A 26,211-nucleotide genomic window follows, 5' to 3' on the forward strand; every position below is an offset into this window, starting at 1 on the left:
CGGTGGAGCGCGGGTTTCCGGGGTGAGCGTGGGCTCTGGCACAATGACGCGGTCGAACCGGCGCCGACGGGGCCCTCTCACCCCCCGGAACCGAGTCCGCCGGGCACCTGGCACCGCACCCCCACGCGGCTGCCGTGCGCCCACCCCCCTGACCGGTAGGAGAAGCACCACCCGTGGCAGTCAAGATCAAGCTCAAGCGGCTCGGCAAGATCCGCCAGCCCCAGTACCGCATCGTCGTCGCCGACTCCCGCACCAAGCGGGACGGTCGCGCGATCGAGGAGATCGGCCTGTACCACCCGATGGAGCAGCCCAGCCTCATCCAGGTGGACTCCGAGCGGGTGCAGTACTGGCTCGGCGTCGGCGCCCAGCCGACCGAGTCGGTGACCGCGATCCTCAAGGTGACCGGCGACTGGCAGAAGTTCAAGGGCCTCCCGGGCGCCGAGGGCACCCTGCAGATGCCCGCCGCCAAGCCGGACCGCAAGGCCCTGTACGAGGCCGCCGCCAAGGAGGCCGCGGACGAGCCGGCCACCGAGGCGACCACCCCGAAGGCCAAGCGCGTCGCCAAGGCCGAGGAGGCCGACCTCGAGGCCGCCGCGACCCAGCAGGCCGAGGAGACCGCCGGCGTCGAGGCCATGACCGAGGCCGAGGCCGTCGTCGAGCAGGCCGCCGAGGAGGTCGTCGCCGAGGCGGCGGTCGCCGAGGCCGCCGCTGACGAGGCCGCCGCCGAGTCCGCCGAGTCCTCCGAGGCCTGACGGTGCTCGAGGAGGCGCTCGAGCACCTCGTGCGCGGGATCGTGGAGCACCCGGACGACGTCCGGGTGCGCACCCGTCCGCAGCACAACCGTCGGGGCCGCACGCTCGAGGTCCGGGTCAACCCCGACGACATGGGCCGGGTCATCGGTCGGTCCGGCCGTACTGCCACGGCCCTGCGCACCGTGCTCGGCGCGCTGGCCCAGGGCCGCGCGGTCCGGATCGACTTCCTCGACCTGAACGAGCGCTGACGGACCCGCGATGCGGGTCGTCGTCGGCCGCGTCGGGCGGGCCCACGGCCTGCGCGGCGAGGTGACGGTCGAGCCGCGTACGGACGACCCGGACGTGCACTTCGCCGCGGGGTCGGTGCTCCACACCGACCCCGCGGCCGCCGGTCCCCTCACCGTCGCGGCCGTCCGCTGGCACGCCGGCCGCCCGCTGCTGACGTTCGCCGGGGTCGGTGACCGCACCGCGGCCGAGGGGCTGCGCGGGGTCCTGCTCGAGGCCGAGCGCGACCCGGCCGAGCGCCCGGACGACCCCGACGAGTTCTACGACCACCAACTGGTGGGCCTCTCCGTCCACGCGCTGCCCGACCGCGCCCGGGTCGGCGAGGTCACCGAAGTCGTCCACCTACCCGCTCAGGACCTGCTGGCCGTACGACTCGATGGCGGCGGTGAGGCCCTGGTGCCGTTCGTGTCGGCGATCGTCCCCGAGGTCGACCTGGCGGCCCGCACCCTGCTGGTCGACCCGCCCGGCGGACTGCTGTCACCGGCGGACTCCGGCCCCCAGGACGCCGGGGAGGCCTGACGTGCGCATCGACGTCGTCACGATCTTCCCCGACTACCTGCGCCCGCTGGACCTGTCGCTGGTCGGCAAGGCCCGCGCCGACGGACTGCTCGACATCCGGGTGCACGACCTGCGCGACCACACCCACGACCGCCACCGCACCGTCGACGACACTCCCTACGGCGGCGGCCCGGGCATGGTCATGCGGCCCGAGCCGTGGGGCGAGGTGCTGGACCAGCTCCTCGCCGAGGCGCAGCCGGGGCGCGAGCCGGTCCTCATCGTCCCCACCCCGTCCGGCGTCCCGTTCACCCAGCGCACCGCCACCGCGTACGCCGCGATCCCCTGGCTGGTGCTCGCCTGCGGCCGGTACGAGGGCATCGACCAACGGGTGGTTGACCACTACCGCACCCGTGTCCGCGTCGACGAGGTCTCGATCGGCGACTACGTGCTCGCCGGGGGCGAGGCCGCGGCGCTGGTCGTCGTCGAGGCGGTGGCGCGGCTGGTGCCGGGCGTGCTCGGCAACGCCGAGAGCGTCGCGGACGACTCCTTCGCCGAGGGTGAGATGGCTGCGCTGGTCGAGGGGCCGGTCTACACCAAGCCGCCGGTCTGGCGCGGGTACGAGGTCCCCGACGTGCTCATGTCCGGCCACCACGGCCGCATCGCGCAGTGGCGTCGCGAGCGGGCCCTGGACCGCACGGCCCGGCACCGCCCGGACCTGGCCGGCGACGGCTGACCCGGCTCCACCAGTGCCGCGCGCCGCCCCGCGCGGTTTCGTCCGTACCGGCCCGCTGTGGCACACTGACTCGGCTGCGGCGAACACCGCCGGCGCCCCTGCCACAGGGGGAAGCGCCCGCCCGCCCGGCCCCGCACCACGTACGCACGACACCGACCCGACCGTGGGCGACCTGTGGCGCCTGCAGGAAGCGACCTGGACATGCACACCCTCGACTCCGTCGACGCAGCCTCCCTGCGCTCCGACATCCCCGACTTCCGCCCCGGTGACACCGTGAAGGTGCACGTCAAGGTGGTGGAGGGCAACCGCTCCCGCATCCAGGTCTTCCAGGGCGTCGTGATCCGCCGGTCCGGTGGCGGCGTGCGCGAGACGTTCACCGTCCGCAAGGTCAGCTTCGGCGTCGGCGTCGAGCGCACCTTCCCGGTGCACTCGCCGATCATCGAGAAGGTCGAGCTGGTCAGCCGCGGCGACGTGCGCCGCGCGAAGCTGTACTACCTGCGCGACCTGCGCGGCAAGGCCGCCAAGATCAAGGAGAAGCGCGAGACCCCGAAGGCCGAGACCGCCGAGGCCTGATCGGGTCGGCGCTCCGCCGCCCGCAGACGCACCGATTCGCCCGTGGACACGCCGCCGGTGGACGACGAGGTCGTGCCCCAGGCTGGTCGGCGAGCGCGTTCGCGCATGCCGTTCTGGCTCGAGCTGCCGCTACTGCTGCTCGTCGCCTTCGGCCTGGCGTTCCTGGTGAAGGCGTTCCTGGTCCAGGCGTTCTACATCCCGTCCGGGTCCATGGAGGACACCCTCCAGATCGGGGACCGGGTCTTCGTCAACAAGCTCGTCTACCGGTTCCGGCCGATCGAGCGCGGCGACATCGTGGTGTTCAACGGGGTGGACTCGTTCACCCCGGAGATCACGGTGGCGGAGCCGAGCAACCCGGTGAGCGCGGTCCTGCAGGAGCTCGGTCGCGCGATCGGGGTCGCTCCGCCGGACGAGCGCGACTTCATCAAGCGGGTCATCGGGGTGGCCGGCGACCGTGTCACCTGCTGCGACGCCGAGGGCCGCATCACCGTCAACGGCGTGCCGCTCGACGAGGGCGGCTACCTGTACCCCGGCGACTCGCCCAGCGACGAAGCGTTCGACGTGGTGGTGCCGGAGGGCAAACTGTGGGTCATGGGTGACCACCGCTCGGCGTCCTCGGACTCCCGGGCCCACCAGGGCGACCCGGGCGGCGGGTTCGTCCCGGTCGACCGGGTCCTCGGCCGGGCCTTCGTGGTGGTCTGGCCGTTCGACCACGCGCAGGTCCTGGAGATCCCCGCGACGTTCGAGCAGCCCGCGCTGGCCGGGACGGGCTGACGTGGCCGAGCCGGTACGCCCCGACGAGGAGGCGGCCGACCGACCCGCCCGCCCCGTCCCGGGGGAGTCGTCCGACGTGACCGCGTCCACCGCCACAACCGACGATGCCGCCCACGGCCGGCACCGCGCGGAGCGTGAGCGCTCCGGCTGGGGTGCGGCGCTGCGCGAGCTCGGCATCGTGGTCGTCGCCGCGCTGGTGCTGTCGGTGGTCGTCCGGCTGTTCCTGGTGCAGGCGTTCTTCGTGCCGTCCGCGTCCATGGAGAACACCCTCCTGCCCGACGACCGGATCCTCGCCAGCAAGATCACAACCCGGTTCACCGGCGTGCACCGCGGGGAGGTGGTCGTGTTCCGCGACCCCGGCGGCTGGCTGCCGCCCCCGCCGCCGAAGCCCGGCGGGGTGTCGGGGGCGATCCGCTCCGCACTGGAGTTCGTCGGGCTGCTGCCCACCGACACCGGCCAGGACCTGGTCAAGCGTGTCATCGGGATCGGCGGCGACCGGGTCCAGTGCTGTGACGCCCAGGGGCGCATCGTGCTCAACGGAGTACCGCTGGACGAGACGTACCTCAAGCCCGGCGGCGGCACCGACCAGGTCCGCTTCGACGTGGTCGTGCCCGCGGACTCGATGTTCGTGATGGGGGACAACCGAGGCGACTCGCGCGACTCCCGCTACCACCTCGAGGTGGACAACGGGGCGGTCCCCACCGACCAGGTCGTCGGCCGGGTGTTCCTGGTCGTGTGGCCGTTCAGCCGGTTCTCCACCGTCACGATCCCGGACATCTACGGCAACCCGGCGCTGGACCGTCAGGGCGTCGGGTCGGACACGAGCCAGGAGCCGTCGCCGGCAGCGCCGTCCTAGGCACCTCGCGTCCTAGGCTGTCGTCCGTGAGCACCGCCCCCACGCTGCGCGTCGAGCGGACGCTGATGCGGGAGGGCGCGGCGCTGGTGGCCGGCATGGACGAGGTGGGTCGCGGCGCCCTCGGCGGACCGGTCTCGGTGGGCGTGGTCCTGGTCGACCCCGGCTCGCGCACCGCGCCCGCGGGCCTGCGCGACAGCAAGCTGCTGACCCCGGCGGCCCGGGAGGCCCTCGCGCCGCGGGTCCGGCGCTGGGCGGTGGCCTCGGCGGTGGGTCACGCGTCCGCGGCGGAGATCGACGCCTGGGGGATCATCCGGGCGCTGCGGCTGGCGGGGGAGCGCGCGCTGGCGGCACTTCCGGTGCTGCCGACGGTCGTGCTGCTCGACGGCAGCCACGACTGGCTGACCCGCCCCGCCCCGCACCCGGAGCAGGAGGCGCTGTTCGGGCCCGCGGACGACGAGGGCGACGGGGCTCCCTGGCCGGGCGTGCTCGTCGCCCCGCCGGTGGTCACCCGGGTCAAGGCCGACCTGGTCTGCTCGTCGGTGGCGGCGGCGAGCGTCCTGGCGAAGACCGAGCGGGACGCCGCGGTGCGCGACCTGGCCCGGCGCTACCCGCAGTACCGCTGGGACGACAACAAGGCGTACGCCGCCCCGGAGCACCTCGAGGCGCTGCGGCGGCACGGTCCGTGCGAGGAGCACCGCCGGTCCTGGAGCCTGCCGGGGCTGGGCGATCCGACGACCGGCCGGTCCGGCGACCGGGAGCGGGTGAGCGCGTGAGTCCGACGACCTGCGGAGGTGCGCACCGATGAGTGCGGAGGACCTCGAGCGGTACGAGACCGAGATGGAGCTGCAGCTCTACCGGGAGTACCGCGACGTGGTGGGCCTGTTCTCGTACGTCGTCGAGACCGAGCGGCGCTTCTACCTGGCGAACTCCGTCGAGGTCCACCCGCGCACCGCCGACAACGGCGAGCTGTACGTCGAGGTCCGGATGAGCGACGCCTGGGTGTGGGACATGTACCGGCCGGCGCGCTTCGTCAAGCGGGTGCGAGTGCTCACGTTCAAGGACGTCAACGTGGAGGAGCTCGCGAAGTCCGACCTGCAGGTCCCCGAGTAGCTCCGGCAGAGGGCGGCTCCGCGAACGCCCGAGCGCGACGGCTGTCCACAGCTGCCTGCGCTCGTGCCGGGGTCATCCACAGTCCCTCCCGGGCCTCTGGCGCGGGCCCCATGTCGGCGACGACGCTCCTCCGCGGAGGTGGTCGCCATGAGGGGGACGGACGCACTGGGCCGCTACGGCGAGGACGTCGCCGCCCGGCACCTGCAGGAGTGCGGGCTGGTGGTGCTCGAGCGCAACTGGCGCTGTGAGGCCGGGGAGATCGACATCGTCGCGCGCGACGGCGACGTGCTCGTCGTGTGCGAGGTGAAGACGCGCCGGGGCACCGAGTACGGCGGCCCCACCGCCGCGGTCACCGCGCGGAAGGTGCGCAGGCTGCGCCGCCTGGCGCTGCGGTGGATCGAGGAGCGCGGGGTCCACCCGCGTGAGATCCGGTTCGACGTGGTCGGGATCCTGCAGCCGCACCGCGGGGGTGCGGTCGTGGAGCACCTGCGCGGGGTGGCCTGAGGTGAAGCTGGCCCGCACCACCGGCGTGGTGGTGCTCGGGGTCGAGGGGCACCTGGTCGAGATCGAGGCGCACGTCGGCCAGGGACTGCCGGGCATGACGATCGTCGGACTCCCGGATACCGCGGTCGGAGAAGCGCGTGACCGGGCCCGCACGGCCGTGCTCAGCAGCGGGGCGGAGTGGCCGGGAACCCGGATCACCGTGGGCCTGTCGCCCGCGGCCCTGCACAAGCGGGGGAGCGGGCTGGACCTCGGGATCGCGGTGGCGGTGCTGGCCGCGACGGGGCAGGTCCCGGCTGCCGCCGCCGAGCGGTGCGTGATGGTGGGCGAGCTCGGCCTGGACGGGCGGGTCCGCCCGGTGCGCGGTGCCGTGGTGGCCGCGGTCGCGGCGCACCGGGCCGGCCGGGACCGGCTGGTGGTGCCGGCCGGGAACCTGGCGGAGGCGGGGCTGGTGCCCGGGGTGGAGGTGGTCGGCGTCCGGACGCTGCGCCACCTGTGCGCCGTGCTGCGGGGGGAGGCCGTCGGGGCCGCGCTCGGGGAGAGTGACGACGGACCCGGGCCGGACCGGGGCGGGGCGGCTGACCCCGGCCGCGGTGACGATCCGGAGCTGGCCGACGGGCGCGGCCCGGACCTGGCGGACGTGCGAGGCCAGGGCGCCGCCCGCCGCGCGCTGGAGATCGCAGCCGCAGGGGGTCACCACCTGTCCCTGGCCGGGCCGCCGGGGGTCGGCAAGACACTGCTCGCAGAGCGCTTGCCCGGGTTGCTGCCCGATCTCGACGACGCGGCGGCGCTGGAGGTGACGGCGTTGCGCTCGGTCGCCGGGCGGCTGGACCCCGGCGCCGGGTTGGTCCGCCGGCCGCCGTTCGAGGCGCCGCACCACACGGCGTCACCGGTCGCGCTGATCGGGGGTGGCTCCGGGTCGGCGATCCGGGCCGGCCTGGTGTCCCTGGCTCACCGGGGGGTGCTGTTCCTGGACGAGGCGCCCGAGTTCGACCGGGCGGTGCTGGAGGCGCTACGCCAGCCGCTGGAGTCCGGGACCATCACGGTGGCCCGGTCCGGCCACGTCGTCCGGTTCCCCGCGCGCTTCCAACTGGTGCTCGCCGCCAACCCGTGCCCGTGCGGCGCGCGCAGCGAGCGCGGCGACGACTGCAGTTGTACGGCGATGGCGCGCCGCAGGTATGCCGCCAAGCTGTCCGGCCCCCTGTTGGACCGGATCGACCTGCGGGTGGTCGTGCGCCGCCCGGGGCCGGTGGACCTGGACGCCGACCGGCAGCCGGAGGGCTCCGCCGCTGTCCGCGACCGGGTGTGCGCGGCGCGCGAGCGGGCCGTGCGTCGGCTGGTCGGGACGCCGTGGCGGACCAATGCCGAGGTGCCCGCCCGGGCGCTGCGGACCCGGTGGACGCCGGAGCCGACGGCGCACCGGGTGCTGGAGCGGGCGCTGGCGCGGGGGACGCTCTCGCTGCGCGGGGCCGACCGCGCGCTGCGGGTGGCCTGGACGCTGGCGGACCTGGCCGGACGAGGCCGCCCGGGGCCGGACGATGTGGCCACGGCGCTCGGGCTGCGTGGTCCGGACGCGTCCGGGGCCGCGGCGTGACCGGCGGGGTCAGTGGCGGCGTGACCGGCGCGGCCATGACCGTCGGCATGCCCGGCGCAGACCGGGAGGACCTGCTGGCACGGGTGGCCCTCGGGAGGCTGGCCGAGCCGGGCGACCCGGGGGTCGGGGCGCTGGTCCGTGAGCACGGTTCGGTCGCGGCGCTGGACCGCGTGCTGCGGCGCCGAGGGCAGCTACGCGCCCGGGATCGGGTGCGGGACGCAGCCGAGGCCGATCTCGCTCGGGTGTCCGTCCTGGGAGCGCGGGTCGTGGTCCCCGGGTCGACGGAGTGGCCGACCCAGCTCGACGACCTCGGCGCCGCGACGCCGCTGCTGCTGTACCAGTTGGGCGCGGCCTCGCTGCGGCTGTCTGCGCTCGGGTCCGTGGCGGTCGTGGGGGCTCGCGCCGCGACCCCGTACGGCGTGCGGGTGGCCCAGGACCTCGGGTCCGGTCTGGCGTCGCGCGGGGTCGCGGTCGTCTCCGGCGGCGCGTTCGGGGTCGACGCGGCCGCGCACCGCGGCGCGCTGGCGGTGGACGGTCCCACGGTCTGCGTCCTCGCCTGCGGGATCGACGTGGCCTACCCCCGCGCGCACGAGGCGCTGCTCGCGCGGATCGCCGACGACGGCGCGCTGGTCAGCGAGGTGCCGCCGGGCGTCGGGCCGCTGCGGCACCGGTTCCTCAGCCGCAACCGGATCATCGCCGCGCTGGCCCGGGGGACCGTCGTCGTGGAGGCGGCCCTGCGGTCCGGGGCCCGCAACACCGCGGGGACGGCACGCGACCTCGGCCGGGTGGTGATGGGCGTTCCCGGGCCGGTGACCTCGGCGATGTCGGCCGGCGTGCACGAGCTGATCCGTGAGGGTGCGGTGCTGGTGGGTGACAGCGACGACGTACTGACGTCGATGGGGCCGTTGACGTGGGGCGGCCCGGTGCGGCGCGGAGCGACTCACCCCCGGGACGGCCTGGCACGCCGGGAGTGCCGGGTACTCGACGCCTTCCCCGCCCGCGCCCCGGTCGGGGTGGAGCCGCTGGCCACGGACAGCGGCTGCCCGGTGGGTGAGGTGGTGGCCTCGCTCGGGCTGCTGGAGGCCTTGGGCCTGGTGGTCCGCGCCGACGACGGTTGGACCCTCACGCCGCTGGCGCGGACCTCGACCTCGGCGTCGGAAGCCCCGGCGCCCTGAGGTCAGTGGCGGCCCGAGTGGCCCGCCACGCGGGCCCTGCCTCGCCGACGGAATGAGTCCCCACGTTGCTTCGCGGCCGATTCAGGCCTCGCAAGCGACGCCACCACTCATTCCGTCCCGGAGAGGTGGCCCCGTCGGTCAGGGGCGTCGGGGAGCGCGGCGGCGTGACGGGGACGCGCCGAGGGCCGCGCTGCGTGACCCCGGCCGGTCCCTCGCGCACGATGGACCGGTGGCCGACGTGGACGACGCCGACAGGGCCCGGGCGAACGGGGCCCGCGGGGCCGCGGTACGAGGGACCGTGGCGCCGGCGGCTCGTCGGGCGGACGGAGCCGCGGCAGCCGATGAGGAGGTACCGGTCCTCCCGGGCGCCCTGACCGCAGCCCGGTCGGGGTTCGGGTCCTACCTGCGGGACCAGCGGGCGCGCAGCGCCCACACCGTGCGTGCCTACCTCGGGGACGTCGACTCGCTGCTGGCGCACGCGGCCGAGGTGGGCTGCGAGGACCCGGTCGACCTCGACCTCGCAGTGCTGCGCTCGTGGCTGGCACGTCAGGACGCCGCGGGGATGTCCCGGGCGACGATGGCCCGCCGGGCTGCGGCCGCTCGATCGTTCACGGCCTGGGCGCGGCGCACGGGCCTGATCACCACCGACCCGGGGGAACGGCTGGCCAGTCCCCGCGTCCGCCGGGTGCTGCCGTCGGTGCTCAGTGCCGACGAGGCCACCCGCCTGATGGACCTGGCCGCGGTGGCCGCCGACGACGGGTCTCCGCTCGGGCTTCGCGACCGGGCGGTGGTGGAGCTGCTCTACGCGACTGGAATCCGGGTGTCGGAGCTCTGCGGGCTCGACCTCGGCGACGTGGACCCCGCGCGCCGTACCGTGCGCGTCCTCGGCAAGGGCGCCAAGGAGCGGGTGGTGCCGTACGGCGTCCCCGCGCAGCGCGCCCTCGACGACTGGCTGGGGTCCGGGCGCCCCGCGCTGGCGGGTCCGCGCAGCGGGACGGCGCTGCTGCTGGGAGCACGCGGCGGCCGGCTGGACCCGCGGACCGCCCGCGCCGTCGTGCACCGCTTGGTCTCGCACGTCGACGGGGCCGCGGACATCGGCCCGCACGGCCTGCGGCACTCCGCGGCCACCCACGTGCTGGAGGGCGGCGCGGACCTGCGCTCGGTTCAGGAGCTGCTGGGGCACGCTACGCTCGCCACGACCCAGATCTATACCCACGTGTCCGTCGAACGACTGAGGTCCACCTATGAGCAGGCGCACCCGCGGGCCTGACGACGCCGTCGCCGCGGCGGTGGAGCGACCTCGCCTGGAGGTCGGGTCCGGCGGAGCCGCCGAGGGTGCCGTCGGCGGTGCCCGCGTCGCCGACGCGAGCGTGAGCGCCGCCCGGGACGATGTCGTCCCAGAGCAGGTGGCCCCCACGCCCGAGGCGGAGGAGGCCGAGGCGGACACCCGTCGTGCCGAAGAGGCACTGCGCCGGCTGTGGGGCGACTACAAGGACACCGCGGACTCCGACCTGCGCGAGCGGCTCATCCTGCACTACTCACCGCTGGTGAAGTACGTCGCCGGTCGCGTGGGCGTCGGCCTGCCGCCCAACGTGGAGCAGGCCGACCTGGTGTCGTACGGCATCTTCGGCCTCATCGACGCGATCGAGAAGTACGACCTCGAACGAGGCAACAAGTTCGAGACGTATGCCATCAGCAGGATCCGCGGCGCCATCATCGACGAGTTGCGCTCGCTGGACTGGATCCCGCGGTCGGTGCGGTCCAAGGCCCGCGACGTCGAGAAGGCGTACGCCACCCTGGAGGGGCGGCTGCAGCGGACCCCGACCGAGGCCGAGGTCGCCGACGAGCTCGGGATCAGCCAGACCGAGCTGCAGGCGATCTTCAGCCAGGTGTCGTTCGTCAACGTCGTCGCGCTCGACGAGCTCGTGCACGGGTCCGAGTCCGGCGACGGCGCCACGCTGGGGGACACGCTGGAGGACCGGCGGGCCGAGGACCCGGTCGCCGCGTTCGAGACCGAGGAGACCAAGTTCATGCTCGCCCGCGCGATCAACGGTCTGGGCGAGCGGGAGAAGATCGTGGTGACCCTGTACTACTACGAGGGCCTCACCCTGGCGGAGATCGGGCAGGTCCTGGGCGTGACCGAGAGTCGCATCTGCCAGCTGCACACGAAGGCGGTGCTGCAGCTGCGGTCCCGGCTGGCGGATGCCGAGGCTGTCTGACCGCCCCTCGGCCGGGCAGCAGCACCACCGTTCCTCCGCCCACGAGCAGCAGCGGATCGAGGTAGTCCCGACCCCGACGCAGCCCCCAGTGCAGGCAGGTCGGCCACTGCCCGCAGTGCGAGGCGCCGAGGGCGATCGTCCCGAGCAACTCACCCCGGCGCACGGTGTCGCCCACCCGGACCTGCGGGCTCACCGGCTCGTACGTGGTCCGCAGCGCCCCGTGCGACACGACGACCACCCCTCGACCGGCCAGGTCCCCGGCGACGGTGACCACGCCCGGCCCGGCCGACAGGACGGGGTCGCCGACGGCCGCCGCGAGGTCGACGCCCCGATGCCCGGACAGCCACGGTCGAGCCGGCGGGTCGAACCGCCGCTGCAGCCGGGGCCGTCCGGCGACCGGCCACCCCCACGCCCGGCCGCGCAGGTCACGGCCACCCGGATCCGGTGTCCCGGGAAGCGGGCCCACGACGTGCGCGGGTCCGGGCAGCGCGGGTCCGGGCAGCGCTGCCGCGGAGGGCACGGGGGCCAGGACGAGGGTCGTGGCGGCGATGATGGCGGCCACGGCGGCGATCACGACCCGCGGGTCGACCGCGGCGAGGGAGCATCCGCGCGGCCGGGGCCGGCCGAGCCGGTGCGGGTAACGCGGCCGGGGCCGGCCGAGCCGGTGCGGGAAACGCGGCCGGGGCCGGCCGAGCCGGTGCGGGAAAGTCGTCACGGCGCCACCGTCTCCCGCAGCGACGCCGGCGGTAGCCCTCACGGTCGCGCCTGTGGACGGCCCGCACGCATCGGCGCCGCCTGGGGACGACCGGGGGCACCGTCTCGACCACCCGGACCGGGCACGACGCCGACGCACGATCACGGATAGCCGAGGACCCGAGAGCGCCGGCTCGCTGATACCGGACATACCGCGCGTTTCGGACCGGGCCCCCCGCTGACGTAGACTTCTCCCCGGTGCGCCCTCGGGTGCACCCATTTCGCACGCTCGCTTCCCGGGGCCCGGCCCCGGCGGCACGTCCCTCGGTCCCCGGTCCGCCGGGGTGGTGGGCGCGACCGGCGGGCGTCAGGCGCGGCGACCCGACCGGGCGTCGCGAGGAACCGAGTACGCGCGCCGGCCGATCCGCCGTCGCACGAGAAGGAGTGCTGCGGCCATGGCCGTCGTCACCATGAGGCAGCTGCTCGAGAGCGGCGTCCACTTCGGTCACCAGACCCGCCGGTGGAACCCCAAGATGAAGCGGTTCATCTTCACCGAGCGCAACGGCATCTACATCATCGATCTGCAGCAGTCGCTGTCGTACATCGACCGCGCCTACGAGTTCATCAAGGAGACCGTCGCGCACGGCGGCTCGATCCTGTTCGTGGGCACCAAGAAGCAGGCGCAGGAGGCTGTGGCGCAGCAGGCCACCCGCGTCGGCATGCCGTACGTCAACCAGCGCTGGCTCGGCGGCATGCTCACCAACTTCTCGACGGTCCACAAGCGGCTGCAGCGGCTCAAGGAGCTCGAGGAGATCGACTTCGACGACGTGGCCGGCTCCGGCATGACCAAGAAGGAGCTGCTCGTCCTCAAGCGCGAGAAGGACAAGCTCGAGCGCACCCTCGGCGGTATCCGTGACATGAGCCGCGTCCCGAGCGCGGTCTGGATCGTGGACACCAAGAAGGAGCACATCGCCATCGGCGAGGCGCGCAAGCTCGGCATCCCGGTCGTCGCCATCCTCGACACCAACTGCGACCCGGACGAGGTCGACTTCCCCATCCCGGGCAACGACGACGCGATCCGCTCCGTCGCCCTGCTGACCCGCGTGGTCGCCGACGCCGCCGCCGAGGGCCTGATGGCCCGCGCCGGCCGCGGCCACGGCGAGGGCGAGTCCGCTGGCGTCGCGGTGGACGAGCCGCTGGCCGAGTGGGAGAAGGAGCTGCTCGCCGGCGCCGAGGCCGCGGAGGCTGCGGACGCCGCCGTCGCCGCGACCGAGGCCGTCGCTGCGGAGGCCGTCGCCGACGTCTCCGCCGAGGCCCCGGCCTCCGAGCCGGTCGCCGAGGCGGTCGTCGAGGTCGTGGCCGAGGCCGCGCCGGAGACCCCGCAGGCCTGACCCGGCCGCCGCACGGGCCGCCCCTGGGCCGGCCCGTGCGCGTCCCCCTGCCCGACGTCCCGTCCGTCCCACGCCGACACCGGCTGCGGGTCGGCCCGACCCGGGCCCCCGAACCGATCCGCCAGACCAGCGAAGGAAACGAGAACACCCGATGGCGAACATCACTGCCGCCGACGTCAAGAAGCTCCGCGACCTCACGGCCGCCGGGATGATGGAGTGCAAGAAGGCGCTGGAGGAGGCCGACGGCGACTTCGACAAGGCCGTGGAGATCCTGCGCATCTCCGGTGCCGCCAAGGCCGCCAAGCGGGGCGCCGAGCGCACCGCCTCCAACGGCCTGGTGGCCGCTCACGACGGTGCGCTGGTCGAGCTGAACTGCGAGACCGACTTCGTCGCCAAGAACGCCGACTTCCAGGCCCTGGCCGACCAGATCGTCACCGCCGCCGCGGCGGCGGGCGTGGCCGACGCCGAGGCGCTGAAGTCGGTGTCGCTGGCCTCTGGCAAGACCGTGCAGGAGGAGATCGAGGGGCTGGCCGGCGTCATCGGCGAGAAGCTCGAGCTCGGCCGGGTGGCCGTCCTCGATGCGCCGGTCGCGGTCTACCTGCACCGCCGCGCCTCCGACCTGCCCCCGCAGGTGGGCGTGCTGGTGTCGTACCAGGGCTCCGAGGACGCCGCCCGCGGCGTCGCCATGCAGGTGGCGGCCATGCGCCCGGTGTACGTGACCCGCGACGAGGTCCCCGCCGACGTCGTGGAGAACGAGCGCCGGATCGCCGAGGCGACGGCCCGCGAAGAGGGCAAGCCCGAGGCTGCCCTGCCGAGGATTGTCGAGGGGCGCCTGAACGGGTTCTTCAAGGACTCCGTGCTGGTCGACCAGCCGTCGGTCACCGACTCGAAGAAGTCGGTCCAGGGCGTGCTGGACGAGGCGGGCACCTCCGTGAGCCGGTTCGTCCGCTTCGAGGTCGGCCAGTAGCTCGGCCTGGGACACGGTCAACACAACGGGCCGGTGGACGTCGGGGGTCGACGGACACCGGCCCGTCCCTTAGCGCAGGGGGGTGGACGGGCGGTGGACGTCGGGGGTCGACGGACACCGGCCCGTCCCTTAGCGCAGGGGGGTGGACGGGCGGTGGACGTCGGGGGTCGACGGACACCGGCCCGTCCCTTAGGGCAGACTGCCGAGTCGTGGAGACGCTGGTGACCTCAGGCGTGACCCCCACCCGCTCCGCCGTGGTGCAGCCGGCGCTGGAGGGCACCTGGCAGACCTGGGAGGAGGCTCCCGACTCGGGTTGGCCCCGGGTGCTGCTGAAGCTGTCCGGCGAGGCGTTCGCCGGTGGCGGTGGGCTCGGCGTCGACCCCGACGTGGTGAACTCGATCGCGCGCCAGATCGCCGAGGTGGTCCGCTCCGGCACCCAGGTCGCGGTCGTGATCGGCGGGGGCAACTACTTCCGCGGTGCCCAGCTGTCCGAGCACGGCATGGACCGGGCCCGGGCTGACTACATGGGCATGCTCGGCACGGTGATGAACTGCCTGGCGCTGCAGGACTTCCTGGAGAAGCAGGGCGTCGACACCCGCGTGCAGACGGCCATCGCGATGGGCCAGGTCGCCGAGCCGTACGTGCCCCGCCGAGCGATCCGGCACCTGGAGAAGGGGCGGGTGGTCATCTTCGGCGCCGGCTTGGGGGCCCCCTACTTCTCCACCGACACCACCGCGGCACAGCGTGCCCTCGAGGTCGGCGCCCAGGTCGTGCTGATGGCCAAGGGGGTCGACGGCGTCTACGACGCGGATCCGCGACAGGTGCCCGACGCGAACCGGTTCGAACGTCTGACGCACGCCGAGGTCCTCGCCCGCGGGCTGAAGGTCGCTGACGCCACGGCGATCTCGCTGTGCCAGGACAACCACCTGCCGATCGTGGTGTTCAACCTGCTCGTCGAAGGCAACATCGCCCGCGCCGTGCGGGGTGAGAGGATCGGGACGATCGTGACGACGGACGACGGTGGATCGGAGCGGCAGTGATCGACGAGACCCTCCTCGAGACCGAGGACAAGATGGACAAGGCGCTCGCGTTCGCGCGCGAGGACTTCTCGACGATCCGCACCGGCCGGGCGACGCCGGCGATGTTCAACAAGATCACGGTGGACTACTACGGGACGCAGACGCCGATCAACCAGCTCGCGTCGTTCCAGACGCCCGAGGCCCGGATGGTCATCATCACCCCGTACGACAAGGGGTCGATGCACGCGATCGAGAAGGCCATCCGTGACAGCGACCTCGGGGTGAACCCCAACACGGACGGCCAGATCATCCGCATCGTGCTCCCGCAGCTCACCGAGGAGCGGCGCAAGGAGTACATCAAGATGGCGCGACACAAGGCTGAGGAGGCCCGCGTCGCGATCCGCAACATCCGCCGCCACGCCAAGGACACCCTGGACAAGCTGGCGAAGGACGGGGAGGCCGGCGAGGACGACGTGCGCCGCGCGGAGAAGCACCTCGAGGAGGTCACGCACACGTACGTGACCCACGTGGACGAGATGCTGAAGCACAAGGAAGCCGAGCTCCTCGAGGTCTGACGGCGACCCATGGGAGACGGCGACGACGCAGCGGGCCGTACCGGCGGGGACGCCGGGACGGCCGCGCCCGCGACCTCGCGGGCCGGCCGCAACCTGCCCGCCGCGATCGCCTCCGGCGTCGCCCTGGGAGCGGTCGTCCTGGTCAGCCTGTTCACGGTCAAGTGGCTGTTCGCCGTGGTCGCGGCGGCGGCGATCGTCATCGGCATCGCCGAGCTCACCGGTGCGTTCGCCGGTCGCGGGATCCGGCTGGCACGCACGCCGCTGTACGCCTCCGCGGTCATCGGGTCCGCCGCGGCATACCTGTGGGGGGTCGAGGCGCAGCTGGCGGTCTTCGGCGCCACCGTGGTCGCGATCCTGATCTGGCGGATCCGGCGCGGGACGCAGGACTACGTCCGGGACGCGTCGGCCAGCGTGTTCGTCGCGGCCTACCTGCCGTTCATGGTCGGCTTCGTGATGCTGATGCTGGCGGCCGACAACGGGCCGCAGCGGATCGTCGGCTTCATCCTGCTGACCATCTGCAACGACATCGGCGGCTACGCCACCGGCGTGCTGTTCGGGAAGCACCCGATCGCCCCGCAGGTGAGCCCGAAGAAGTCCTGGGAGGGTTTCGCCGGGTCCCTCGTCACGCAGTGCATCGCCGGCGTCCTGGTGTTCGTCTACCTGTTCGACGCCCCGTGGTGGCAGGGCGTCGTGACCGCGGTGGTCATGACCGTCGTCGCGACCGCCGGGGACTTCGCCGAGAGCGCCATCAAGCGCGACCTGGGCGTGAAGGACATGGGTACGTTCCTTCCCGGCCACGGCGGCCTGATGGACCGGCTGGACTCGCTGGTGCCCAACGCGTTCGCGGCGTGGGCGCTGTTCACGCTGTTCCTCGGACCGGGGACGGCCTGACCTCGTGCGACACTGACCGGGTGCCCGAACCCGGTGAGCTGACGTTCGTCGCGCCGCGTCGGGCCAAGCCCCCGCGGCACTGGGTCGACCTCGACCCGGGAGAGCGCCGCTCGGCGGTGGAGGCGCTGGGGTTGCCGGGCTTCCGGGCCGACCAGCTGTCGCGGCAGTGGTTCGGCCGGCTGTCGGACCGACCGTCGACCTGGACCGACCTGCCCGCCGACCTGCGTGGTCGGGTCGCCGAGGAGCTGTTCCCGCCGCTGCTGGACCCGGTGCGCGACCTCACGTGCGACGGGGGCACCACCGTCAAGACGCTGTGGCGGCTGTTCGACGGGGCCCTGGTGGAGAGCGTGCTGATGCGCTATCCCGACCGGGTCACGATGTGCGTGTCCTCGCAGGCCGGCTGCGGGATGAACTGCCCGTTCTGCGCGACCGGCCAGGCGGGGCTCACGCGCAACCTGTCGACCGCCGAGATCGTGGAGCAGGTCCTGGCAGGTGCCCGTGCGCTGGCGGCCGGGGAGATCCCCGGGGGACCGGGCCGCGTCGGCAACGTCGTGTTCATGGGCATGGGCGAGCCGCTGGCCAACTACGGGGCGCTGGTGCGCGCGCTGCGGCGGCTGACCGACAAGGCCCCGGCCGGCTTCGGAATGTCTGCCCGCGGCATCACGGTGTCCACGGTCGGGCTGGTGCCGAGGATCCGCGACCTGGCCGGGGAGGGCCTGCCGGTGACCCTGGCAGTGTCTCTGCACGCACCGGACGACGAGCTCAGGGACACCCTGGTCCCCATCAACACCCGCTGGAAGGTTGCCGAGGTGCTCGACGCGGCCTGGGACTACGCCGAGCGCACCCACCGCCGGGTCAGCATCGAGTACGCGCTGATCCGCGACGTCAACGACCAGGCCTGGCGTGCGGACCTGCTCGGCGACCTGCTCCGCGGACACCTGGTGCACGTGAACCTGATCCCGCTGAACCCCACACCGGGATCGCAGTGGACCGCGTCCCGGCGCGAGGACGAGCGCACGTTCGTGCGCCGCCTGGAGGCGAAGGGCGTCGCGGTGACGGTGCGCGACACGCGCGGCCGGGAGATCGACGGAGCCTGCGGGCAGCTGGCCGCGGCCCCGACCTGACCGGTCCGCGCGGTCCTGGCACGTTCGCGTCGGCCCCGGCGGGTCGCGCGACCGCGCGACCCGTGCCTTGCCACAGTGGGTCCGTGGACGTCCACGCAGACCCGGAGCAGCAGTTCCTCGCGGCCAGCCGGCACGACCGGCGGAGGCTGCTGCTGCGCTCCGCCCTGCGGATCCTGCTCATCCTCGTCGTGCTGGTCGCGGCCTACGCCGTCGTCCCCGTGACCTCCGACGACCTGAACCTGGCCCAGGTGCTGCTGCCGGTCCTGGGGCTGGCCGTCTTCGTCTACGTCGTGGTGCGGCAGATCCGGCGGATCTTCGTCGCGGACAACCCCGAGATCCGCGCACTCGAGTCGCTGGTCATCATCGTCACCTTCTTCGTCCTGATGTGCTCCTACTACTACGTCTTCCTCTCCGCCACCGATCCCGCCTCGTTCACCGAGCCGGTCGGCAAGGTCGCGGGCGCGTACTTCTCGATGACCGTGCTGTCCACCGTCGGCTTCGGTGACATCACGCCCGTCACGGACGGGGCCCGGATCGTCGTCACCATGCAGATGGCCATCGACGTCCTGATCATCGGCGTCGCCGTCCGGCTGCTCACCCGGGTCGCGAAGGTGGCCCGCTCCCACCGCGCGAACCAGCAGGCCGACCGGCAGGTGCGGCCCGACTAGCACCGGCGCCGCCGCTCGTCGCGCCCGCGCGTCCGTTCGCCGATGGGTCCACCCGGATCCGCCCGGACCGGCCGGGTCCCCTGCCACGATGGCCGGACGGACGAGACCGGGAGGACGGACGTGGGAGCGTACGCCGAGGCCTACCGCCGCAGCATCGACGACCCGGACGGGTTCTGGGGGGACGCCGCGTCACTGGTGACCTGGGACTCGCCGCCGGAGGCGGTGCTGGACCGGTCCGCGGCGCCGTTGTACCGCTGGTACCCCGACGCGATGCTCAACACCTGCGCGAACGCCCTGGACCGCCACGTCGACGGTGGACACGGCGACCGGCCGGCCCTGCACTACGAGAGCCCGGTCACCGGCACCTCGCGCACCTACACCTACCGGGAGCTGCGTGAGGAGGTGGCGCGGTTCGCCGGTGTCCTCGCCGGCCTCGGCGTGGGCACGGGTGACCGGGTGCTGGTGTACATGCCGATGGTCCCCGAGGCGGTCGTCGCCATGCTCGCGACCGCGCGGCTGGGCGCGGTGCACTCCGTGGTGTTCGGCGGGTTCGCCCCGCACGAGCTGGCCCTGCGCATCGACGACGCCGAGCCGAAGGTCGTGGTGTCCGCGTCGTGCGGCATCGAGCCGAACCGGGTGGTCGCGTACAAGCCGATGCTGGACGAGGCCATCGAGGAGGCGACCCACGTCCCGGAGCGCTGCGTGGTCCTGCAGCGGCCGCAGGAGACCGCGGCGATGGGGGAGCGCGACGTCGACTGGGCCGAGGCGATGGCCACCGCTACCCCGGTGGACCCCGTGCCGGTGGCGGCCACCGACCCGCTCTATGTGCTCTACACCTCCGGCACCACCGGAAAGCCCAAGGGCGTGGTCCGTGACAACGGCGGCCATGCGGTGGCGATGGCGTGGAGCCTGCCGAACGTGTACGGCATCGGTCCGGGTGACACCTGGTGGGCCGCCTCCGACGTCGGCTGGGTCGTCGGCCACTCCTACATCGTGTACGCCCCGCTGATCGTCGGTGCCACGACCGTGCTGTACGAGGGCAAGCCGGTCGGCACCCCGGACGCCGGTGCGTTCTGGCGCGTCGTCGAGAAGTACGGCGTGAACGCGCTTTTCACGGCTCCCACCGCGATCCGGGCCATCAAGAAGGAGGACCCGGACGGCGAGCACGTCCGCAACTACGACCTATCGTCGCTGCGCACGCTGTTCCTCGCGGGTGAGCGGCTCGACCCGGACACCTACCACTGGGCGCACGACACCCTCGGCGTGCCCGTCGTCGACAACTGGTGGCAGACCGAGACCGGCTGGCCGATCGCGGCGAACCTGCGCGGCCTGGAGCCGATGCCGGTGAAGCCGGGCTCCCCGACTGTGCCGGTGCCCGGCTATGCGGTCGCGGTCGTCGACGAGCGCGGCGAGGAGGTCCCGGCCGGGGCCGAGGGCAACATCGTGATCCGGCTTCCGCTGCCGCCCGGGACTCTGCCCACGCTATGGGGGGACGACGACCGGTACGTGTCGTCGTACCTGTCGGCCTTCCCCGGGTCCTACACCACCGGGGACGGCGGCTTCGTCGACGAGGACGGGTACGTCTACGTGATGGGGCGCACCGACGACGTCATCAACGTCGCCGGGCACCGCCTGTCCACCGGCTCGATGGAAGCGGTCGTGGCCGCGCACCCGGATGTCGCCGAGTGCGCCGTGATCGGCGTGCACGACACGATGAAGGGCCAGGTGCCGCGCGCGTTCGTGGTGCTGAAGGCGGGCAGCACCGCGGAGCCGGCGGCGCTGCAGGCCGAGGTGGTGGCGGCCGTACGGCGCGAGATCGGCCCGGTCGCCGCACTGAAGGAGGTCGTCGTCGTGCCCGCCCTCCCGAAGACCCGGTCGGGGAAGATCCTGCGCCGCACGATGCGCGGGATCGCCGACGGGCGGGACGAGCCGGTGCCGTCCACCATCGAGGACCCTCGGGTGCTGGACACGCTGACCCCGCTGCTGCGCCCCGGCGGCTGACGCCGCGGGCCCGTGGCCTACCAGGCCAGGGCACCCCGTACGGCGAGCACGGCGCCGAACACCAGCAGCAGCACGCCGGAGCCGGCGAGGATCACCCGGTAGTGCCGCGCCGACAGCCGGTGCCGGCCGGCCGCCACCCCCCAGGCCAGCAGCACCTTGACGCCGACGAGCATGAGGTAGAAGCCGACCAGGAAGGCCACCGCGTCGCCGGGGGACTCCCGCCAGGCCGCGACCAGGACGGTGCCCCCTGCGGTGAGCCAGAACAGCCAGGGGGCGGGGTTGGTGACGTTGGCCAGCGCTCCCTGCCGCAGCGCGGACGACGTCGACAGGGGTGCCGCAGCGGCAGCCTCCGTCGCCGGGTCCGCGCCGCGCGCCGCTCGCAGGGAGTCGACCCCGAACCACCCGACGACCACGCCGCCCACGACACCGAGTGCCGCCAGGGCCCGGTCCGGCAGCGCCGACAGGACGGTGAGGGAGAGCAGGATGATCGGGACGTCGGTGAGCAGGGGTGCCAACGCGACCCGCAGCCCGGCGGGGAAACCGCCGCGCAGGGTTGCCGACACGACCAGCACCAGGAGCGGCCCGGGAGCGACGCCGGACCCGAGTCCCAGTGCCAGCCCCGCCAGCAGCGCCTCCACGGGTCGTCAGCGCAGTGCGTCAGCGGTAGGCGGGGATCCCGGTCAGCGCCTGGCCGACGACGAGAGTGTGCATCTCGTTGGTGCCCTCGTACGTGAACACCGACTCGAGGTTGTTCATGTGCCGGATCACGGGGTACTCCAACGTGATTCCGTTGCCGCCGAGGATCGAGCGGCACTCGCGGGCGATGGCGAGCGCTTCCCGGGCGTTGTTGAGCTTGCCCACGCTGACCTGCTCCGGGCGGATCCGGTGCTCGTCCTTGAGCCGGCCGAGGTGGAGCGCGAGCAGCATCCCCTTGTCGAGCTCGAGCGCCATGTCCGCCAGCTTCTTCTGGGTCAGCTGGAAGCCGGCGATCGGCTTGTCGAACTGCTCGCGGTCGATGGCGTACGCGATCGCGGTCTCCAGGCAGTCGCGTGCGGCACCGAGGGTGCCGAAGACGATCCCGAAGCGGGCCTCGTTCAGGCAGGACAGCGGGCCGCGCAGACCGACCACCTCCGGCAGCACCGCATCACCCGGCAGCCGTACGCCCTCCAGCACCAGTTCCGACGTCACGGAGGCACGCAACGACAGCTTCTTGTGGATCTCGTTCGCCGTGAACCCGGGGGTGTCGGTCGGCACCACGAACCCGCGGATGCCCTCGTCGGTTTGCGCCCAGACCACAGCCACGTCGGCGACGTTGCCGTTGGTGATCCACATCTTGGTCCCGTCCAGGACCCAGTCGTCACCGTCGCGCTTGGCCGCCGTGCGCATCCCGCCCGGGTTGGAGCCGAAGTCGGGCTCGGTCAGCCCGAAGCATCCGATGGCCTCGCCGGATGCCATGCGGGGCAACCACTCCTGCTTCTGATCCTCCGACCCGAACGCGTGGATCGCGTACATCGCCAGCGAACCCTGGACGCTGACCAGCGACCGGATGCCGGAGTCGCCGGCCTCGAGCTCCAGGCAGGCCAGGCCGTACGCGGTGGCGGAGGTGCCGGCGCAGCCGTACCCCTCCAGGTGCATGCCCAGGAGTCCGAGCTCGCCCATCTCGCGGGCCAGCTCGCGGGCCGGGATGCTGCCGGACTCGAACCAGTCGGCCACGGCCGGGCGGATCCGGTCGTCGACGTACGCGCGGACGACATCCCGCATCGCGCGCTCCTCCTCCGACAGCAGGCCGTCGATGTCGAGCAGGGCGAAGGGGTGCTGCGGGCGGGACACGGATGACCTCCGGGGGACCGGTGCGGGTGGGTGCCGCGGGGAACGCTACCAGCGGATTGGATCCAATGTACAGTTACGCCCGTGACCGTCGACGCCGCTGATCCCGACGCCTCCGTCCCGCACGAGGAAGCCACCGCCGGCCCGCTGTCCGGCCTCCTGGTCGCCGACCTGTCCCGCGTACTGGCCGGTCCCTACGCCACCATGCTGCTCGCCGACCTCGGCGCCGAGGTGGTCAAGGTCGAGCGCCCCGGGGCCGGGGACGACACCCGTGCCTGGGGCCCTCCGTACGGGGCCGACGGGCAGTCCACCTACTTCCAGTCCGTCAACCGCAACAAGCGGTCGGTGGCCCTCGACCTGCGCGACGGGGACGACCTGGCCCGCGCCCGCGAGCTCGCCCTGGCGGCGGACGTCCTCGTCGAGAACTTCCGTCCCGGCGCGCTGGACCGGATGGGGCTGGGCTACGAGGCGCTCGCGGCGGAGAACCCGCGCCTCGTCTACTGCTCGATCAGCGGGTTCGGGCGCGGCGCCGGGGCGGACCTGCCCGGTTACGACCTTCTGGTGCAGGCCATGGGCGGGCTGATGTCGATCACCGGCCCCGGGCCGGGAGAGCCCACCAAGGCCGGGGTGGCGGTGGTGGACGTGCTCACCGGGCTGCACGCCACTGTGGGCATCCTGGCCGCGCTGCGAGAGCGCGACCGGACCGGGCTCGGCCAGCGGGTCGAGGTCACCCTGCTCACGTCCCTGCTGTCCGCGCTGGTCAACCAGGCGTCCGCGTACGTCGGCGCCGGTGTGGTGCCGGGCATCCTGGGCAACGCGCACCCGTCGATCTCGCCGTACGAGGTCTACCCCGCGTCGGACCGACCACTGGTCGTGGCCGTGGGCAACGACGGGCAGTTCCGCGCCCTCGCGGGGGTCCTCGGGGTCCCGGGGCTGGCGGACGACGAGCGGTTCGCGACCAACCCGGCCCGGGTGACGCACCGCGCGGCGCTGAAGGCCGAGCTCGACGCGGTGCTGGCGACGCGGACCGCGGACGAGTGGCAGGCGGCGCTGACGGCGGCGGGGGTGCCGTGCGGTCCCATCAACGACCTGGCGTCGGCGTTCGCGCTGGCGGAGCGACTGGGTCTGCAGCCGGTGGCGTCGATCGCGGACCCGCGGCGGGACGAGCCGGTGCCCACGGTGGCGCACCCCGTCCGGCTGTCGCGCACCCCGGCGACCTACCGAACGGCGCCGCCCCGGGTGGGGGAGGACGGGTGAGCAGCCCGGCCCGCGCCGCCGCTCCGCGGGCGAAGGCGTTCCGCCGGCCTCCGACCGCGCAGGAGGCCGTACTGGGTGCACTGCGGGACGAGATCGCCACCGGCGTGCTGGCCCCGGGGGAGCGGATCGTCCAGGACGCGCTGGCCGAGCGGTACGGCGTGTCCCGGGTGCCGCTGCGCGAGGCGCTGCGGATCCTGGAGGGCGAGGGCCGGGTGGTCTACCACCCGCACCGCGGGTACGTGGTGGCGGCGCTGTCGCTGGACGACCTGCGCGAGGTCTACCGGCTGCGCGAGCTGCTGGAGGCCGAGGCGCTGCGGTCGGCCGTACCGCGACTCACCGATGCGGATGTGGGGGCCCTGGCCGGCGTGCTGGCGGAGGTCGAGTCGGCCGACGACCTGCGCGACCTGGCCGAGGCGAATCGGCGCTTCCACTTCGCGCTGTTCGAGGCCAGCGACCGGCCGCGGCTGGTCCGGCTGCTGCACCAGCTGTGGGACGCCACCGACGCCTACCGCGCGGTCTACTTCGCCCAGCCGGCCGCGCGCCGTCGGGTGGACCGGGAGCACCGGGCCCTGCTGCGCGCCATCCGGGCCCGTGACGCCGACGCCGTGGTGGCCGCGCAGTCGGCGCACCGCGAGCACTCGGTGGCCGCCCTCGCCGCGGTCCTCGCCGACCGCGGCTGAACCCGTGTGGTGCCGGTTGCGCGAGCTACAGCTCGCGCAACCGGCACCACAAGACGTGGACGGGTACGGCTAGCCTCCGCGGTATGGGAGTGCTGGTGCGGGAGTACCACGACGACGACCTCGAGGCGGTCGTCCACCTGTGGGACGTGACCTCCGCCGAGCAGGGCTCGGTGTTCAGCGTGGCCGAGTGCATCGCGGCCGTACGCGCCGACGAGCCGGCGGTGGTCGCGGTCAGGGACGGCCGGATCGTCGGTGCGGCGCTGGCGTCGCTGGACAACGAGCGCGCCTGGGTGCTCCGCATCGCCGTGCACCCCGACCACCGCGGCGAGGGGATCGTGTCCGGTCTGCTGGTGGAGCTCGAGCGGCTGAGCGTGGACCAGGGCGCGCGCCGGATGGCGTACGTGCTCCCCGCCGAGGAGCAGCTCGCCGACGGCCTGCTCAACGCGGGCTGGAAGCGCCGGCCGGCGGCCGCGTACTTCGAGAAGGTAGGCGGGCTCGGCCCGGGCGAGCAGGGCCTGCTGGAGTCCCTCGGCGGCCGGGTCATCCCGACCGGCGCGTGGGACCGGATCGCCGGCATGGAGGAGGAGAAGACCCTCATCGACCGCCGGGTCGTGCTGCCGCTGCGGGAGCCGGAGCGGGCCGCCGCGCACGGAGTCCTGCCGCCTCGCGCGATCGTGCTGTTCGGGCCGCCCGGCACCGGGAAGACCACGTTCGCCCGTGGCATGGCATCGCGGCTGCAGTGGCCGTTCGTGGAGATCTTCCCCTCGCGGCTGGCGGCCGACGAGGGCGGTCTGGCCAACGCGCTGCGCCAGGTGTTCGCGCAGGTTGCCGACCTCGAGCGGGTGGTGCTGTTCATCGACGAGGTCGAGGAGATCGCACCGATGCGCGACGGGGTGGCGACGTCGCCGGCGCACGGGGTCACCAACGAGCTGCTCAAGCTGATCCCGGCGTTCCGCGAGCGCGACACCCGGTTGCTGGTGTGCGCGACGAACAGCGTCCGCTCGCTGGACTCGGCCTTCCTGCGACCGGGACGGTTCGACTATCTGATCCCGGTCGGACCGCCGGACGCCGACGCCCGGCGCGCGCTGTGGGCGCGGTTCACCGCCGGCCGGGAGGACGTGGACCTCGACGTGCTGGTGCGCGCGACCGAGGGGTTCACCCCGGCGGACGTGGAGTTCGCCGCCCGGTCGGCGGCGCAGTCCGCGTTCGAGCGAGAGGTCGTGCACGGTGAAGCCGCTGGCCGGCCCGGGGCGACCACGGACGACTACCTGGTGGCGATCCGGCAGGTCCGGCCGACGGTGACGGCGGAGATCCGGCGGGACTTCCAGGAGGACATCGCGCGCTACGCGCGCACGTGACCTCGTGAGCACCGCGCGCTACGCGCGCACGTCGGACCAGAACGCGTCGAGCAGGTGGTGCGCAGCCTGCCGGTGCCCAGCGTCGTGCAGCCGTGCGCCGGAGGTCATCTCCGCGACGACGTCGGGCGCCGCGCCGAGGCCCTCGGCCATCCGGCGCAGGACCGGTTCGTCGACCTCGGGATGGAACTGCACGCCCCAGGCCGTCCCGGTGCGGAACGCCAGCGTGCACCGCGGGCTGCTCGCGAGCACCTCGACCGCGGGGGGCACGGTGAACTCGTCCTCGTGCCAGACCATCCACGGCCCCGTTGGCACCGGGTCGACCGCGTCCACGTCGAGCCAGCCGCGCTCGGTCACGTCCAGCCGGCGTACCTCCCCGCCGACGCACGAGGCGAGCAGCTGCGCGCCGTAGCAGATGCCCAGCAGCGGCGTGCCGTCGCTCAGGGCTCGCGCGACCAGGTCCCGCTCGCGCCGCTGCGACTCGACCACGTCGGCATCCGCGGGAAGCGCGACCGACCACGGAGACCCCATGAGCACCAGCAGGTCTGCGCCGTCGAGCGACTCCGGGGTCGGCAACGACTCGCGGTCCAGCCGTTGCACCGCCGAGCCCCGCGCGCCCAGCCAGTCCCCGAGGTGCCCGAGCTCGTGCGCGATCCAGGTGTGCGCGACGACGACGGCGCGCATCCCGTCGTC

Annotated in this window: 28 protein-coding genes; 25 read left to right on the forward strand and 3 right to left on the reverse strand. The window is 73.7% G+C overall.

Annotation, left to right across the window (positions count from 1 at the left end):
• Window positions 1–173: 173 nt before the first annotated feature.
• From rpsP to R2737_08420, 22 genes are all read left to right on the forward strand, one after another.
• On the forward strand, window positions 174–752 hold the full coding sequence (gene rpsP / locus R2737_08315; GenBank protein MEZ5116257.1) for a 30S ribosomal protein S16: 579 nt from the start codon (window positions 174–176) through the stop codon (window positions 750–752).
• Between the two features lie 2 nt (window positions 753–754).
• Window positions 755–1,000 (forward strand): RNA-binding protein, encoded by a 246-nt coding sequence (locus tag R2737_08320; GenBank protein ID MEZ5116258.1) that lies wholly within the window; start codon window positions 755–757, stop codon window positions 998–1,000.
• Between the two features lie 10 nt (window positions 1,001–1,010).
• Window positions 1,011–1,556, forward strand: coding sequence for a ribosome maturation factor RimM (rimM, locus tag R2737_08325; GenBank protein MEZ5116259.1), 546 nt, complete (start codon window positions 1,011–1,013; stop codon window positions 1,554–1,556).
• Between the two features lies 1 nt (window position 1,557).
• Window positions 1,558–2,268, forward strand: a complete 711-nt coding sequence (trmD, locus tag R2737_08330) for a tRNA (guanosine(37)-N1)-methyltransferase TrmD (GenBank protein MEZ5116260.1) — start codon at window positions 1,558–1,560, stop codon at window positions 2,266–2,268.
• A gap of 201 nt (window positions 2,269–2,469) precedes the next feature.
• The gene (rplS, locus tag R2737_08335; GenBank protein MEZ5116261.1) at window positions 2,470–2,841 is read left to right on the forward strand and encodes a 50S ribosomal protein L19; all 372 of its coding nucleotides are present in this window, start codon (window positions 2,470–2,472) and stop codon (window positions 2,839–2,841) included.
• Window positions 2,842–2,946: 105 nt separating this feature from the next.
• Window positions 2,947–3,615 (forward strand): signal peptidase I, encoded by a 669-nt coding sequence (gene lepB / locus R2737_08340; protein ID MEZ5116262.1) that lies wholly within the window; start codon window positions 2,947–2,949, stop codon window positions 3,613–3,615.
• Window position 3,616: 1 nt separating this feature from the next.
• Entirely contained in the window at window positions 3,617–4,471 is an 855-nt protein-coding gene (lepB, locus tag R2737_08345) for a signal peptidase I (GenBank protein MEZ5116263.1), read from the forward strand.
• 26 nt (window positions 4,472–4,497) lie between these two features.
• On the forward strand, window positions 4,498–5,244 hold the full coding sequence (locus R2737_08350) for a ribonuclease HII (protein ID MEZ5116264.1): 747 nt from the start codon (window positions 4,498–4,500) through the stop codon (window positions 5,242–5,244).
• Window positions 5,245–5,272: 28 nt separating this feature from the next.
• Entirely contained in the window at window positions 5,273–5,581 is a 309-nt protein-coding gene (locus R2737_08355) for a DUF2469 domain-containing protein (GenBank protein ID MEZ5116265.1), read from the forward strand.
• A 147-nt stretch (window positions 5,582–5,728) separates the two neighbouring features.
• The gene (locus tag R2737_08360) at window positions 5,729–6,085 is read left to right on the forward strand and encodes a YraN family protein (protein ID MEZ5116266.1); all 357 of its coding nucleotides are present in this window, start codon (window positions 5,729–5,731) and stop codon (window positions 6,083–6,085) included.
• Between the two features lies 1 nt (window position 6,086).
• Complete coding sequence (locus R2737_08365) at window positions 6,087–7,676, forward strand: YifB family Mg chelatase-like AAA ATPase (GenBank protein ID MEZ5116267.1); 1,590 nt, start codon at window positions 6,087–6,089, stop codon at window positions 7,674–7,676.
• Window positions 7,673–8,851, forward strand: coding sequence for a DNA-processing protein DprA (gene dprA, locus R2737_08370; GenBank protein MEZ5116268.1), 1,179 nt, complete (start codon window positions 7,673–7,675; stop codon window positions 8,849–8,851). The genes R2737_08365 and dprA overlap by 4 nt, the downstream gene beginning before the upstream one ends.
• 229 nt (window positions 8,852–9,080) lie before the next feature.
• On the forward strand, window positions 9,081–10,121 hold the full coding sequence (locus R2737_08375; protein ID MEZ5116269.1) for a tyrosine recombinase XerC: 1,041 nt from the start codon (window positions 9,081–9,083) through the stop codon (window positions 10,119–10,121).
• Window positions 10,096–11,070, forward strand: coding sequence for an RNA polymerase sigma factor WhiG (whiG, locus tag R2737_08380; protein MEZ5116270.1), 975 nt, complete (start codon window positions 10,096–10,098; stop codon window positions 11,068–11,070). The genes R2737_08375 and whiG overlap by 26 nt, the downstream gene beginning before the upstream one ends.
• 1,148 nt (window positions 11,071–12,218) lie before the next feature.
• Window positions 12,219–13,154, forward strand: a complete 936-nt coding sequence (gene rpsB / locus R2737_08385) for a 30S ribosomal protein S2 (GenBank protein ID MEZ5116271.1) — start codon at window positions 12,219–12,221, stop codon at window positions 13,152–13,154.
• A 151-nt stretch (window positions 13,155–13,305) separates the two neighbouring features.
• A complete protein-coding gene (gene tsf / locus R2737_08390) occupies window positions 13,306–14,121 on the forward strand; it encodes a translation elongation factor Ts (GenBank protein MEZ5116272.1) in 816 nt (271 codons plus the stop codon).
• 209 nt (window positions 14,122–14,330) lie between these two features.
• Complete coding sequence (gene pyrH / locus R2737_08395) at window positions 14,331–15,161, forward strand: UMP kinase (GenBank protein MEZ5116273.1); 831 nt, start codon at window positions 14,331–14,333, stop codon at window positions 15,159–15,161.
• Window positions 15,158–15,715 carry a ribosome recycling factor gene (gene frr, locus R2737_08400; GenBank protein MEZ5116274.1) on the forward strand — a complete coding sequence of 186 codons (558 nt, stop codon included), beginning with the start codon at window positions 15,158–15,160 and terminating at the stop codon, window positions 15,713–15,715. The genes pyrH and frr overlap by 4 nt, the downstream gene beginning before the upstream one ends.
• Window positions 15,716–15,724: 9 nt before the next feature.
• Window positions 15,725–16,606: a phosphatidate cytidylyltransferase gene (locus R2737_08405; GenBank protein MEZ5116275.1), complete on the forward strand. Its 882-nt coding sequence runs from the start codon at window positions 15,725–15,727 to the stop codon at window positions 16,604–16,606.
• Between the two features lie 20 nt (window positions 16,607–16,626).
• Window positions 16,627–17,730: a 23S rRNA (adenine(2503)-C(2))-methyltransferase RlmN gene (gene rlmN / locus R2737_08410; GenBank protein MEZ5116276.1), complete on the forward strand. Its 1,104-nt coding sequence runs from the start codon at window positions 16,627–16,629 to the stop codon at window positions 17,728–17,730.
• Between the two features lie 83 nt (window positions 17,731–17,813).
• Complete coding sequence (locus R2737_08415; GenBank protein ID MEZ5116277.1) at window positions 17,814–18,398, forward strand: potassium channel family protein; 585 nt, start codon at window positions 17,814–17,816, stop codon at window positions 18,396–18,398.
• A gap of 120 nt (window positions 18,399–18,518) precedes the next feature.
• On the forward strand, window positions 18,519–20,399 hold the full coding sequence (locus R2737_08420) for a propionyl-CoA synthetase (protein ID MEZ5116278.1): 1,881 nt from the start codon (window positions 18,519–18,521) through the stop codon (window positions 20,397–20,399).
• Between the two features lie 17 nt (window positions 20,400–20,416).
• On the opposite strand, the gene R2737_08425 is transcribed toward R2737_08420, so the two are convergent.
• A complete protein-coding gene (locus tag R2737_08425; protein MEZ5116279.1) occupies window positions 20,417–21,037 on the reverse strand; it encodes a LysE family transporter in 621 nt (206 codons plus the stop codon).
• 19 nt (window positions 21,038–21,056) lie between these two features.
• Window positions 21,057–22,229: an acyl-CoA dehydrogenase family protein gene (locus R2737_08430; protein ID MEZ5116280.1), complete on the reverse strand. Its 1,173-nt coding sequence runs from the start codon at window positions 22,227–22,229 to the stop codon at window positions 21,057–21,059.
• An 81-nt stretch (window positions 22,230–22,310) separates the two neighbouring features.
• On the opposite strand from R2737_08430, the gene R2737_08435 reads away from it, so the two are divergent.
• The 3 genes from R2737_08435 to R2737_08445 all read left to right on the forward strand — a co-directional run bounded on the left by R2737_08435 (window position 22,311) and on the right by R2737_08445 (window position 25,521).
• Complete coding sequence (locus tag R2737_08435; protein MEZ5116281.1) at window positions 22,311–23,483, forward strand: CoA transferase; 1,173 nt, start codon at window positions 22,311–22,313, stop codon at window positions 23,481–23,483.
• Window positions 23,480–24,163 (forward strand): GntR family transcriptional regulator, encoded by a 684-nt coding sequence (locus tag R2737_08440; GenBank protein MEZ5116282.1) that lies wholly within the window; start codon window positions 23,480–23,482, stop codon window positions 24,161–24,163. Before R2737_08435 ends, R2737_08440 begins: the two co-directional genes overlap by 4 nt.
• 83 nt (window positions 24,164–24,246) lie before the next feature.
• A complete protein-coding gene (locus R2737_08445; protein ID MEZ5116283.1) occupies window positions 24,247–25,521 on the forward strand; it encodes a GNAT family N-acetyltransferase in 1,275 nt (424 codons plus the stop codon).
• A gap of 18 nt (window positions 25,522–25,539) precedes the next feature.
• Here R2737_08445 and R2737_08450 read toward each other — a convergent pair whose 3' ends face one another.
• Window positions 25,540–26,202 (reverse strand): type 1 glutamine amidotransferase, encoded by a 663-nt coding sequence (locus R2737_08450; protein ID MEZ5116284.1) that lies wholly within the window; start codon window positions 26,200–26,202, stop codon window positions 25,540–25,542.
• Window positions 26,203–26,211 lie beyond the last annotated feature (9 nt).

Source organism: Candidatus Nanopelagicales bacterium (assembly GCA_041393815.1).
GTDB lineage: Bacteria > Actinomycetota > Actinomycetes > S36-B12 > JAWKJK01 > JAWKJK01.

Excerpts from the sequence above, each read along its gene's own strand:
- lepB (MEZ5116262.1), top strand. The coding sequence starts at position 2,947 with ATGCCGTTCTGGCTCGAGCTGCCGCTACTGCTGCTCGTCGCCTTCGGC.
- tsf (MEZ5116272.1), top strand. The coding sequence starts at position 13,306 with ATGGCGAACATCACTGCCGCCGACGTCAAGAAGCTCCGCGACCTCACG.
- rimM (MEZ5116259.1), top strand. The coding sequence starts at position 1,011 with ATGCGGGTCGTCGTCGGCCGCGTCGGGCGGGCCCACGGCCTGCGCGGC.
- R2737_08360 (MEZ5116266.1), top strand. The coding sequence starts at position 5,729 with ATGAGGGGGACGGACGCACTGGGCCGCTACGGCGAGGACGTCGCCGCC.
- R2737_08445 (MEZ5116283.1), top strand. The coding sequence starts at position 24,247 with ATGGGAGTGCTGGTGCGGGAGTACCACGACGACGACCTCGAGGCGGTC.
- whiG (MEZ5116270.1), top strand. The coding sequence starts at position 10,096 with ATGAGCAGGCGCACCCGCGGGCCTGACGACGCCGTCGCCGCGGCGGTG.
- R2737_08355 (MEZ5116265.1), top strand. The coding sequence starts at position 5,273 with ATGAGTGCGGAGGACCTCGAGCGGTACGAGACCGAGATGGAGCTGCAG.
- R2737_08450 (MEZ5116284.1), bottom strand. The coding sequence starts at position 26,202 with ATGCGCGCCGTCGTCGTCGCGCACACCTGGATCGCGCACGAGCTCGGG.
- rpsB (MEZ5116271.1), top strand. The coding sequence starts at position 12,219 with ATGGCCGTCGTCACCATGAGGCAGCTGCTCGAGAGCGGCGTCCACTTC.
- rplS (MEZ5116261.1), top strand. The coding sequence starts at position 2,470 with ATGCACACCCTCGACTCCGTCGACGCAGCCTCCCTGCGCTCCGACATC.
- R2737_08405 (MEZ5116275.1), top strand. The coding sequence starts at position 15,725 with ATGGGAGACGGCGACGACGCAGCGGGCCGTACCGGCGGGGACGCCGGG.